At 35.9% G+C, this 12,236-nt stretch carries 13 protein-coding genes; 5 read left to right on the top strand and 8 right to left on the bottom strand.

What is annotated here, in order from left to right:
- Positions 1-47: 47 nt before the first annotated feature.
- The 3 genes from AACP56_RS02315 to dnaA are packed head-to-tail and all read right to left on the bottom strand — an operon-like array spanning position 48 to position 2,664.
- Positions 48-776, bottom strand: a complete 729-nt coding sequence (locus AACP56_RS02315; RefSeq protein WP_339333861.1) for an SAM-dependent methyltransferase — start codon at positions 774-776, stop codon at positions 48-50.
- Positions 763-1,227, bottom strand: a complete 465-nt coding sequence (locus AACP56_RS02310; protein ID WP_339333863.1) for a low molecular weight protein-tyrosine-phosphatase — start codon at positions 1,225-1,227, stop codon at positions 763-765. The genes AACP56_RS02315 and AACP56_RS02310 overlap by 14 nt, the downstream gene beginning before the upstream one ends.
- 12 nt (positions 1,228-1,239) lie before the next feature.
- Positions 1,240-2,664, bottom strand: coding sequence for a chromosomal replication initiator protein DnaA (gene dnaA / locus AACP56_RS02305; protein WP_339333866.1), 1,425 nt, complete (start codon positions 2,662-2,664; stop codon positions 1,240-1,242).
- 206 nt (positions 2,665-2,870) lie between these two features.
- On the opposite strand from dnaA, the gene AACP56_RS02300 reads away from it, so the two are divergent.
- On the top strand, positions 2,871-3,269 hold the full coding sequence (locus tag AACP56_RS02300; RefSeq protein WP_339333868.1) for an acyl-CoA thioesterase: 399 nt from the start codon (positions 2,871-2,873) through the stop codon (positions 3,267-3,269).
- On the opposite strand, the gene AACP56_RS02295 is transcribed toward AACP56_RS02300, so the two are convergent.
- The 4 genes from AACP56_RS02295 to ribD are packed head-to-tail and all read right to left on the bottom strand — an operon-like array spanning position 3,266 to position 6,383.
- On the bottom strand, positions 3,266-3,874 hold the full coding sequence (locus tag AACP56_RS02295; protein ID WP_339333870.1) for an IMPACT family protein: 609 nt from the start codon (positions 3,872-3,874) through the stop codon (positions 3,266-3,268). The two genes, AACP56_RS02300 and AACP56_RS02295, sit on opposite strands and share 4 nt — an antisense overlap.
- 1 nt (position 3,875) lies before the next feature.
- Complete coding sequence (locus AACP56_RS02290; protein ID WP_339333873.1) at positions 3,876-4,739, bottom strand: EamA family transporter; 864 nt, start codon at positions 4,737-4,739, stop codon at positions 3,876-3,878.
- Entirely contained in the window at positions 4,739-5,341 is a 603-nt protein-coding gene (locus AACP56_RS02285) for an HAD family hydrolase (protein ID WP_339333875.1), read from the bottom strand. The genes AACP56_RS02290 and AACP56_RS02285 overlap by 1 nt, the downstream gene beginning before the upstream one ends.
- A complete protein-coding gene (gene ribD / locus AACP56_RS02280; protein WP_339333877.1) occupies positions 5,334-6,383 on the bottom strand; it encodes a bifunctional diaminohydroxyphosphoribosylaminopyrimidine deaminase/5-amino-6-(5-phosphoribosylamino)uracil reductase RibD in 1,050 nt (349 codons plus the stop codon). The genes AACP56_RS02285 and ribD overlap by 8 nt, the downstream gene beginning before the upstream one ends.
- Before the next feature lie 29 nt (positions 6,384-6,412).
- Between ribD and AACP56_RS02275 the strand changes: the two genes are divergently transcribed.
- The 4 genes from AACP56_RS02275 to ligA are packed head-to-tail and all read left to right on the top strand — an operon-like array spanning position 6,413 to position 10,338.
- Positions 6,413-6,904, top strand: a complete 492-nt coding sequence (locus AACP56_RS02275) for a GNAT family N-acetyltransferase (RefSeq protein WP_339333880.1) — start codon at positions 6,413-6,415, stop codon at positions 6,902-6,904.
- Positions 6,904-7,755, top strand: a complete 852-nt coding sequence (prmC, locus tag AACP56_RS02270; RefSeq protein WP_339333882.1) for a peptide chain release factor N(5)-glutamine methyltransferase — start codon at positions 6,904-6,906, stop codon at positions 7,753-7,755. Before AACP56_RS02275 ends, prmC begins: the two co-directional genes overlap by 1 nt.
- A gap of 5 nt (positions 7,756-7,760) precedes the next feature.
- On the top strand, positions 7,761-8,342 hold the full coding sequence (locus AACP56_RS02265) for an LOG family protein (RefSeq protein ID WP_339333884.1): 582 nt from the start codon (positions 7,761-7,763) through the stop codon (positions 8,340-8,342).
- Between the two features lies 1 nt (position 8,343).
- Entirely contained in the window at positions 8,344-10,338 is a 1,995-nt protein-coding gene (gene ligA, locus AACP56_RS02260) for an NAD-dependent DNA ligase LigA (protein WP_339333886.1), read from the top strand.
- Here ligA and AACP56_RS02255 read toward each other — a convergent pair.
- Complete coding sequence (locus AACP56_RS02255) at positions 10,335-12,227, bottom strand: hypothetical protein (RefSeq protein ID WP_339339823.1); 1,893 nt, start codon at positions 12,225-12,227, stop codon at positions 10,335-10,337. The genes ligA and AACP56_RS02255 overlap by 4 nt on opposite strands.
- Positions 12,228-12,236 lie beyond the last annotated feature (9 nt).

Raw genomic sequence — 12,236 nt, 5'->3', positions numbered from 1 at the left:
TTAAGATCGGGAAAGAAAAGCCCTAAAGCATTTTATGCTTTGGGCTTTTATGCTTGGATGATAAAAATTGCAGGTCTTTTGTGAAGGTCTATAGATACATTTTTCCATTCTTGAATAGACTTTGTATATATAGTCTCAGTTTGTAGACTTATATCAGCAGCTATGCATAACTTGGTATTTTGATGCAGTAGCCTGATGAGTTCAGTAAGAAGTTTGTCATTTCTGTATGGAGTTTCAATAAAAATCTGTGCTTGTCCAGTTTCTTTTGATAAACGCTCAAACTTTTTAACTCTATTTTTCCGCTCTGCATTATCAATAGGTAGGTACCCATTAAACGCAAAGCTCTGACCGTTCATGCCGCTTGCCATCATGGCCAACAAAATGGAAGAAGGACCAACCAGTGGGACTACTTGAATTTTTTTATCATGTGCAATGCTTACAACATTTGCGCCAGGGTCAGCGATTGCGGGACAACCTGCTTCAGACAATAGTCCAACATCCAATCCGTTGTGGCACGGATTCAAGTAATTTGGTATTTCTGAAGGTTCTGTGAACTTGTTTAAGGTTTCAAAATGTAAACCCCCTTGAGGCTTATTGGTGCTTAACTTTTTTATAAACCTTCTAGCAGTTTTTTCATTCTCGGCAATATAATGGTCAATATTCTCTATTGCTCTTTTTATTGAAATTGGTAGGACTTCTAAAGGAGCGCTATCCCCTAAAGTAGTGGGGATTAAATATAATTTACCTTTCTCCGAGTTAGAATTAGTTTTGGCCATCTCCATTTATTTTTTTGGCAATTATATCGCAGGCACCTTCAATGAGTTTGTATACTTTTTCAAACCCGTCATCTCCACCATAATAAGGGTCGGGGACTTCTTGAACACCTGAATTGCATTCCTCTAACAGCAATTTCACCTTCTCCTTATCGGAATCTGTTTTCGCTTTTGTGATTACATTGGCATAATTGCTCTTGTCCATTACATAGATAAGGTCAAATTTGTCGAAATCGGACAAAGAAAATTTTCTACAACGTTGTTGGGAAATATCTAAACCATATTTTTTAGCAACGACTATAGAACGTTCGTCTGGTTGATTTCCAATATGAAAACCACCAGTACCAGCAGAATCTACAAATACTAAATCTGGATTTACTTTTGATTGTAAAATTCCCTCTGCTAATGGAGACCTACAGATATTGCCAAGGCACACCATTAAAACTTTGGTCATTTATATAGTGAATTAGGTAAACTTTTTGTTGAGATCTTCAATGTACTTTCGAAATTGTTTGTCAGTTTCGGCAAGGTTATCCACAGTTTTACAAGCATGTAGAACAGTTGCATGGTCTCGTTTTCCAATTTGTGAACCAATGCTTGCCAAAGAAGCTTTCGTGAACTTTTTGGCAAAAAACATAGCCAATTGTCTGGCCTGCACGATATGGCGTTTCCTGGTCTTGGACTGTAAAGTTGCCACGTCCATTTCAAAGTAATCAGAGACTACTTTTTGGATGTAATCGATAGAGACTTCTCTCTTTGTATTCTTAACAAACTTCTCAACTACTTGCTGTGCTAGTTCTAAAGTAACTTCTCTTTTATTAAAGGAAGATTGCGCAATCAAGGATATGATTGCACCTTCGAGCTCTCTAATATTTGTCTTGATATTTTTGGCAACGTGATCTATAATGTCTTCGGGCATTTCTACACCGTCACGATATAACTTGTTTTTAAGGATGGAAACCCGTGTTTCATAATCTGGAGTCTGTAACTCTGCTGAAAGCCCCCACTTAAAACGTGATAAAAGACGCTGCTCAATATCTTGCATATCTACAGGTGCTTTATCGGATGTTAATATGACCTGCTTTCCATTTTGGTGCAGGTGATTGAAAATATGGAAAAATACATCTTGGGTCCCAGATTTGCCTGATAAAAACTGAACGTCATCAATAAGCAAAACATCTATCAATTGATAGAAATGTATAAAATCGTTTCTGGTATTCTTTTTTACAGATTCTATATACTGTTGAGTAAATTTCTCTGCAGAGATATATAATACAGTACGTTCTGGATATTTATCTTTTATCTCAACACCAATAGCGTGGGCCAAATGGGTTTTTCCTAGTCCAACCCCGCCAAAAATGAGCAAGGGGTTAAAAGAGGTGCCACCAGGCTTGTTTGCCACGGCCATTCCAGCTGATCTTGCCAGACGATTGGAATCTCCTTCTAAGAAGTTTTCGAAATTGTAATTTGGATTGAGCTGAGATTCAATTTTTATATTGCGAATCCCAGGGATGACAAAAGGATTTTTTAACTCTGGGTTCTTAGAAGTTATTGGTACATCAAGCTCTTGCGGTGCCATCGCCGAACGATTAGAACTGGGTATCTTTTCGGTAAAGGGCTCGCTATTACCATATTTGTTTTCCATCTTTATAATGTAAACCAATTTAGCATTGGAACCCAACTCTTTGGTCAATGCTACTTTTAAAAGTTTTACATAGTGTTCCTCAAGCCACTCGTAAAAAAACTTACTGGGAACCTGAATGCTCAATGCATTATCAGTTAGTCTAACAGGTTTGATTGGTAAAAACCAAGTTTTGAATGCCTGCGGTTGGATATTATCCTCGATAAAAGCCAAACAGTTGTTCCAAACGGAAGATGCAGTAACACTCATAAAAGTAATTCCTTTGTTTGTTGGTTAGTATTTTAAGCTTTAAGATTAAAACTTTTCAAGGGATTTCCCGTATCAAATGGGAGCGACAAATATGTGAACAAAAAACCTAAAAAAAAAATCATTGTAGGTTGAATTTGTACTTTTTTTTTTGCATGTTCCCGTCGGCTTTACAAAGCCTATAAATATATACTTTTTCAGCTAAAAACATGAAGAATCACAAACTTTCTTTCCGAGTACGATATGGAGAAACTGACCAGATGGGAATAGTCTATCATGGGAACTATGCACAATACTTGGAAATGGGAAGAGTAGAGTGGCTAAGGGATTTGGGCGTTACCTACAAGTCAATGGAGGACAATGGAATACAATTACCAGTAATTAACTTACAATTGAAGTACATAAAATCTGCTAAATATGATGATTTAATTACTGTGGAAACGATTCTGAAAAAAAAGCCCTTGGTCAAGATTGAATTTGACTACAAAATCTATAATAGTACTAGGGATTTGTTGGTGGAAGCAAATACTGTTTTAGCATTTATGGATAAGATAAAAAATAAACCCATAAAATGTCCTGATTATATTTTGGAAAAACTAGATTTTTAATCTATTCTTTTTATAAATACTTTATGTATTTCTTTAAAGCGATTCCAGATTGTTTCACTTTCGCTTCTTCGTTTAGAAATTATGATTTCACAATCTTTTTCTAAATGCTGTGATATAATATTGATGTTCAACTGTTTGATAGTTCTCATTACAATATCCATTTCAGAATATTCAAAAGTTATTTTAAACCTCATTTCAATCAGCTTTTCGACAATAGTTGCAGAATCCAAGGCTAATTGGGCGGTAGTTTTATAAGCCTGAATGAGTCCTCCGACACCTAATTTTGTACCCCCATATATACGCGCCACGGCAACTAACACATTAGTGGCCTTAAAAGCTTGAATTTGCCCATAAATAGGCATTCCAGCAGAATTATTAGGTTCTCCATCGTCATTTGCTCTGTAGCTTACTTTATCTGTACCCAATTGCCAAGCATAACAAACATGTCCAGCTGTATGATGCTCCTTTTTTAAGTACTCAATAAGTGGTTTTACCTCTTCTTCAGAGTTAATAGGAAAAACATAGCCAAAAAACTTACTCTTTTTGTCTTTATGGAGTATACCTTCACTAGCTTCTAAAACTGTTTTGTAGGAATCAATTTTCATTTTAAAATAATGCTACCACTAAAATACTCACGATTGCTAACCCTATTCCAGCCCAATTTTTAAGACTTATTTTTTCTTTAAAAAGAATAATGCCCAATAAAGTAGAGAACATTACTATAGCTACATTATTTATGGTGAATATCGATGCACTATTTAAAACATCATTTTCTAATGCTCTCAATAAAAAGAAAATAGAAAAATAGTTGGGCACTCCAAGCGCAAAACCTCCAAGAATATTCTTGAAATTAAACTTCAGGGGACTTTTAAAAGCTCTTATAAAAACAAATAAGAATCCAGTAGTGGCTGCTGCAGCAAATACTGTTGATGAAAATAAAGGAAATTCAGTTGCGCTAAGCTTAGTTTCCCTAAAATAGTTGATGCTCGCATCTATAATTCCTGAACCCAGAAAGACCAAAATAGGTAATAACAATGCCTTTTTTGATATTGAGATTGATGTTTCTTTTATGGAAGCAAAATATACAGCAATAAGAGCCAGAATGATTCCGATGATTTTTAATGCCGAAAGTGATTCTTTGTACAACAGAACCCCTACTATCACTGGAATTACTAAAGACATTTTTGTTGCGACTGATGCTACTGAAACCCCAACTTGTTGCGAAGTTTTTGCCATGATATTAAAAACGAGAATGAACAAAACCCCAAGGGCCAAAGTGCCCCAAAACCAGTTGGCGTTATAAACTTGACTAACAACAATCTCTTCCTGGTATAAGATTAAACCAGTTATGCAGGCGACCACGTAATTGATGATAATGGCATAAAGTGTCTGGATTTTAAATACATCATAAAGTTTAAAAATCACAAAAATTAGACTCGAACAAAGTATACTGAGGGAAAGGTCTATCATTATAACCTAGATTTTAAGGAGCAAATATCTTCTTTTCCAACTTGCAAGTGCCAAGTTAGGATTCCCAAATTTGATGCAGTATCTATATTTTCCTTAGTATCATCAACAAAAAGGGTTTCCTTTGGAGTCAAATTATTTTTTTTCAAAACAAATTCAAATATTTCTGCATCTGGTTTTCTCATTTTCATTTCATAAGAAAGGTAAAATACCTCAAAACAGTCTTTAAACCTTTCGTACCTGGTTTTACCCATTTGTTTCTTTACAAACTCAATATGGATTTCGTTCGTATTGCTTAAAAGAAATAAGCGATATTCGTTTGAACTTCTTAACTCTTCCAGGAATTCTAAACGATAATCTGGAAAATCCAATAAAATGGCATTCCATGCAGATATCAAATCTTTCTGTTCTGCTTCTGGAAATAGTTGTTGTGTGGTTTCTAAAAATTTTTGGGAGGAGACCAGACCCTTTTCGTAGTCTTTAAAAAGGTTGTCTAGTTGGGGTGTGATTTCAGTGAAACCAAATTTTTGCATTTCCCTAGCGGTAGCAGGTTTGTCCAAATTGATGAAAATATCACCAAAATCCAATATGAGGTTTTTAATCATTTTTAAGGATGGTCAATTTGTCATTTACGATTTTTCTTTCGCTCAATAGCTTACCGGAAATTTGGGGAGCTTTCACTCCTTTATCAAAAGTATTTGTACCGGCGAAGATTCTTGCTTCATCCCAAAGCCTACTATCAATAAAAGATTGTAAGGTTTTAGTGCCACCTTCTATGATAACACTGGTAATTTCATGCTTATGTAGGATGCCACAAATTTCCACAGGCAAATCTTTAAATTCTGTCACGTCATAATCAACTCCTGGAATATATTTAGACTCATCTTTAATGGCTGTGATGATTATTGTTTTTACTGAGCTATCTAAAACATTATAATCTGAACGTGTTTTCAATGATTTGTCAATAAAAATCCTGATAGGATTTTTCCCTTTCCAATGCCGAACATTTAATTTAGGATTATCCTTTAGTATAGTATTAGTACCAACTAAAATTGCTTGTTCTTGAGAACGCCAACGGTGTACCAATTGTTTGGACTTTTCATTGGTTATCCAAAAAGGTTGGGGCTCTTTTTCTCTCATTGATTTTTCAGGAGCTATAAATCCATCCAAAGTTTCAGCCCATTTTAGAATAATATATGGTCTTTTCTTTTCTTGAAAGCTTAGAAAACGTTTGTGGTGCGCTCTACACTCTTTTTCCAAAACTCCCACAGCTACCTTACGGCCAGCTTCTTTTAATAGTTGAATGCTTTTACCAGCCACTTTAGGGTTAGTGTCTTTTAATCCTATTACTACTTTGGAGATTTTGTATTTGAGTATTAGATTCACACAAGGTGGCGTTTTTCCATAATGGAAGCAAGGTTCCAAAGTGACATACAAAGTAGAATCTTGCAAAATTGATTTCTGTTTAACGGAATTGATAGCATTCACTTCGGCATGCGGTCCTCCATATGGGCTAGTAAACCCTTCTCCAACAATTTTATTATTGTGGACAATAACACAACCTACCATTGGGTTTGGAGCTGTTGTCCCTAGTCCATTTTTGCCCAGTTCTATACACCGTAACATGTATTTTTCATCTATATTCACGGCATAAAAGTAGCATAATAAATTTCAAGATGAAGTCACCTGTAATACGAGAGATTACTAAAGATGATAATGCACAAGTTGCTAAAGTTGTCCGAAGAGTATTGGAGGATTTAGGGGTGCCCAAAGTAGGTACTGCATACGCAGACAAAGCCTTGGATGAGATGTATGAAACTTATGATAAGCCCAAAGCTACATATTTTGTGGTTGAGGATAAGAATAAGGGAGCTATTATTGGTTGTGCAGGAATAGCGCAATTGGATAATTACACTGGTAATGTTTGTGAACTACAAAAAATGTATTTTTTAGAAGAAGCGAGAGGTCGTGGATTAGGTTCTAAAATGATAGAAATCTGCTTACAAAAAGCAAAAGAATATGGGTTTGAAAAATGCTACTTAGAAACCATGCCCTATATGAAAGCTGCCCAAAAACTATATCAAAAAAATGGATTTGAATATATAGATGCCCCAATGGGTAATACAGGTCACTATTCATGCCCGGTTTGGATGCTAAAAAACTTTTGATGCAACTTCAGGAAATTAAAAATATATTTCATATAGAATTAGACGCTCTATATCCAAGGGAAGAAATTGACGCCTTTTTTTACAGTATGTTGGAATTCTATTTAGGTTTGGAACGATTTGTTTTAGTGATGCAACCTAATTACACGATTTCTAAAGAGGATGAACAGCTATTTTTTGAAGGATTGACAAAGTTAAAAGAGCAAAAACCGTTACAATATATTTTGGGCGAGACCCAATTTATGGATTTGACTTTAAAAGTAAATGAAAATGTCTTAATTCCTAGACCTGAAACAGAAGAGTTGGTACAATGGGTTATTGATGGTCAGGCGGAGCGAGGTCAAGGTCTAAAAATGTTAGATATTGGAACGGGCACTGGCTGTATTGCCATAGCCTTGGCGAAAAGTTTGCCAAATTCAAAAGTTTATGCTTTGGATTTTTCTGAAAAAGCCTTAAAAGTTGCAGAAGAAAATGCGCAATTGAATAATGTTGAAATTGAACTTATTCATGCGGACATTTTGGACTTTAACTCAGCTCAGTCCCTAGAATTTGACACCATCGTTTCAAACCCACCTTATGTACGAGAGTTGGAAAAAGATGAAATCCACAACAATGTAAAGAAATATGAACCTCACCAAGCATTGTTTGTACCCGATGATAATGCCTTACTATTTTATAAAGCAATCGCTAAGTTTTCAAAAAAAAACTTGATTGAAAAAGGAAGCTTGTATATGGAAATCAACCAATATTTGGGTCAAGAAACCAAATCTCTTTTTGAAGAAGAAAATTTTAAAGAAGTAAGCTTGAAAAAAGATATTTTTGGGAATGACCGAATGCTTAAATGTTTGAAATAAAGGGTATGAAAAGTATTGTTGTTTTTTGTGGAAGTAGCGAGGGTGTAAAAGAAGAATACGCCAACGATGCTTTTCAATTGGGTAAAGCAATGGCAGATAACAATATGCAACTGGTCTATGGAGGAGCTAAAATTGGCATAATGGGACAAGTGGCTTCCGGGGTCTTGTCCAATGGTGGAAAAGCTATAGGTGTTATCCCTAAATTTTTAATGAAGAAAGAGGTTTTTCATCCAGAGTTAACGGAACTCATTATTACTAAAGATATGCATGAGCGAAAGCTGAAAATGCATGACTTTTCCGATGGGATTATTATGCTGCCCGGGGGTTACGGAACCCTAGAAGAGTTTTTTGAAATGTTGACCTGGGCACAATTGGGCTTACATCAATACCCAATTGGTGTTTTAAATACTGATGATTTTTATGACCAACTCTTAAATATGTTAAAGCATATGGTGGATCAAGGCTTTGTAAAACAGCTCAACTATGATATGATTTTAGTTGATGATACCATCACAGGATTATTGACCAAAATGGAGAACTATAAGCCAGTACCTGTTCCTAAATGGCTAACAAAAGACCAAACTTAAAATGAACACTAAAGAAAAGATTGAAAACTTAAGGGACGAGCTTAGAGTGCATAATTACAACTATTATGTGCTTGATAAGCCTGTAATTTCGGACTTTGATTTTGATATGAAACTCAAAGAACTTCAGGTATTGGAAGAAAAACACCCTGAGTTTTACGATGCCTCCTCACCAACACTTCGTGTAGGTGGTGCAATCACAAAAAACTTTGAAACTGTGATGCATGAATCCAGAATGTATTCTCTAGATAATTCCTACTCCAAAGAGGATTTAGAGGATTGGGAAAAAAGAATCCAACGTATATTGGGAGATGTTGCCGTAGAATTTACTTGCGAGTTAAAATATGACGGGGCTTCAATCAGTCTTACTTATGAGGAAGGGAAATTAGTCAAAGCGGTAACTAGGGGAGATGGTTTTCAGGGTGATGATGTAACTGCAAATATTAAGACCATTAAATCAGTTCCGCTACAATTAAAAGGAGATTACCCATCAAAATTCGATATCAGGGGCGAGATTATATTGACTTTGGAAGGTTTTGCCAAAATGAACCAAGAGCGATTGGCAAATGGCGAAGAAGCCTATATGAACCCAAGAAATACAGCTTCGGGGAGTTTAAAACTACAAGATAGTAGCTTGGTTGCAAAGCGTCCGTTAGAATGTTTGCTTTATAGTATTGTTGGTAAGAATCTAAATTTTGATTCTCAGTTTGAGATGCTTGAAAAAGCTCGGCAATGGGGGTTTAAAGTGCCAAGCGTAGCAAAACTTTGTAAAACTACCGATGAGGTAATTCAGTTTGTGGAAGAATGGGATGCTAAACGCCATGATTTACCTTATGAGACAGATGGAGTAGTGGTAAAGGTGAATAATTTGCGACACCAAGAAGAGTTGGGCTACACGGCAAAAGCACCACGTTGGGCAATGGCCTATAAATTTAAGGCTGAGCAAGTATCCACAGTTTTAAACGAAATTACTTATCAAGTTGGGCGAACAGGAGCAATAACACCTGTCGCCAATTTGGAACCCGTTCTTTTGGCTGGTACTACTGTAAAAAGGGCTTCACTGCATAACGCGGATCAAATAGCAAAGTTGGATATTAGGGAAGGAGATACGGTTTTTGTTGAAAAAGGCGGAGAAATAATTCCAAAAATTATAGCGGTAGATTTCACCAAACGTCCACAGGATTCGGGTCCAACTATTTATAGAACCAATTGCCCAGAATGCGGAACAGAATTAGTTCGTAAAGAGGGTGAAGCACAACACTTTTGTCCTAATGATACTGGTTGTCCACCTCAAATAACAGGAAGGATCCAGCATTTTATTTCTCGTAAAGCAATGGATATTGAGGGTCTTGGGGGAGAAACGGTGGAATTGTTGTTTAATGAAGGCTTGATCCAAAACTACGCAGATTTATACACGCTTACTAAGGACCAGGTTATGCCTTTGGAGCGTATGGCAGAGAAATCGGCAGAAAACTTGGTCAACGGCGTAGCAGCATCAAAATCAATTCCGTTTGAACGTGTTTTATTTGGTCTTGGAATTCGTTATGTTGGGGAAACGGTAGCCAAAAAATTGGCAAAAGCCTATAAGAACATTGATGCCTTGATGACGGCTTCTGAAGAAGAATTAGTAGCTGTTGATGAAATTGGGGGTAGAATAGCCGAAAGCGTAGTGCAATTTTTTGCTGATGACAACAATAGAGAAGTTGTGGAGAGACTAAAGTCCTACGGCCTTCAATTTTCCCTATCAGAAGAACAATTACAAAACCAATCTGATACTCTAAAAGGAAAAACCTTTGTAGTCTCAGGTGTTTTTGAAACCTTAGGACGTACCGAACTCAAAAAGTTGATTGAAGACAACGGGGGTAAGGTAGCTTCTTCCATTTCTTCAAAAACTAGTTATCTATTAGCTGGTGATAAAATGGGACCTAGTAAAAAGACCAAGGCAGAAAACCTTGGAGTTCCTATTATTTCTGAGCAAGAGTTTTTGGGGATGGTCTAATTTTCACAATTCTCACAATAAGTGTCATGTAGATAATCATCTTCTAATAGTTGAAAAGTTACCCCACCTTGGTTTGATGCATTAAAAATTTGGCAAAACCGTTTTTTGTTAAGATTAATGGCATTAAGCATGATGGTTCTATATTCTGGGTTCTGAATAATCTCTTTATTGACAATAGTAAGGTTCAAGTAATAAAACAAAAGGTTTTCGTTTACATCCACCGTTTTCATTTTGGGCTGTAACAAATCTTCCGCTTGTTTTAAATCGCCATAGTACGTTAAAAATTGGGCAAGACTCAGATAATCATAGTCTTGCAAAGGAACACTTTTATAATTATCGACTATATAAGCTACGGACTTATCCTTATTTACATAATCCCGCTCACGCATATAGAGTTCACTTTTTATGATATGGTAATTCACTAACATTCTGTTTATCAATCCTTGTTCTATGCCATATTTTTTTAAATCTGTCAGTTCTTTTTTAAAGTTCTCTTGTTTAACGGGCTCCACATTATAGCGCCATATGCGCATTTTTAGAGCAGCAAGGTTATATTTAATTCGCTTATCCTTGGGTGATAATTTTTCCAATTGTTGTAGCTCATTGTAGGCTATCAAGAGGTTTCTTTCATCTTTTAAATAGCGGAAAGCAGAATTTTTGTTGAAAAACGGCACGTATTTCAATTGTCTTGGTATTTCCATTGAGGACAGAATATCAGGATTAGCTTCTTTGCCCTTTAAACGTTCAAAAATGGAGTTTTGTAATGCTGCTGCTTCGTCTAAATTGTCATCACCGATTGCCTGATTAAAAAGGTCAATAATGACTTCGGTTTTCATGTCTTTATACTTGTCTATTCGCTCTAAATCCAGCCGTACAACAGCTTTTCTATGGTTTTTTAAATATTTCTCCAATTCTTGAGATGTATTACCTATCAATTTTTGTTTGATTTGCTCCTTACTCAAGGATTTATAGGACTCGTAAGAAGTGCCAGAAATATCATTTAAAAATTCCACCCAATTCTCAGAGGTAGAGACCTTGGTTTCAATGGTAGGTTCTTGAAATGTCTGCATGGCTGAAACGATACTGGAAGCCCGTTCGTTCTGAAGTTTTAAGTTCCGTTCTGCATTACCTTCTACTGAAGCATAGGCTTTTATATCAATTTTTTTAATGTTGAAATCGGTTAACCGAAGCGAATCATAAAGTGGTTTAATATCTTCTTGGGAATAAACCGATTTGTTTTTCTCAAAGGGAATGGTGAACGTCATCGTTTTTTGCTTTAACGAATATTGTTCGTTACCTGTATTTGCACCAAGCTTATTTTGATAGGTGATAGAGTCCAAATACATTCCCATATCCAACAAATCCCATTGATAGGATTCTAAATTAAAAATAGTGTAGTATTGGCATAAGTTCTTATCTGTTAAAAACAAAATATTAAACTCCACTTCTTTGCCCTTAAATGCATCTGGTAAACGTCCCACTCTAACCCTAAACTTATCGTCTGGAGCGGGTCTTAAAGTTTTCTTTAATGCCGATGCATACACTGGTTTTAAAAGTTCTCCACGAATCTGTTGCTGTTCTGGAAGCACCTCAAGACAGCCATATCTATCTTTTGCCACTACATCAACAGCTATCCCATCTCCAGCATTTTTAAAAAGCTGATTGAACCATTTTTTATCATTTATTTGGAAATAGAGTGTATTGGTTTTGTCCATTTTAATGGAGAAACCGATTTCTTTTGGTTTTTGTGAAAAAACTTGGAAACAGCGCTTACAAACAATATTCCGCTCACCTTGCGGGAACTGTATATCAAATGTGTTCTGAGCTGAAGAAAACGAATAAAAGGCTAAGAAAATAATAAAGAAATAAAATTGTTTTTGAATTATCATTTTGGTTAA

The organism is Croceitalea sp. MTPC6 (assembly GCF_036985525.1).
Taxonomy (GTDB): Bacteria; Bacteroidota; Bacteroidia; order Flavobacteriales; family Flavobacteriaceae; genus Croceitalea.
The sequence above is the reverse complement of the archived record's forward strand: the minus strand, read 5'-3'. Positions and strand labels throughout refer to the sequence as shown.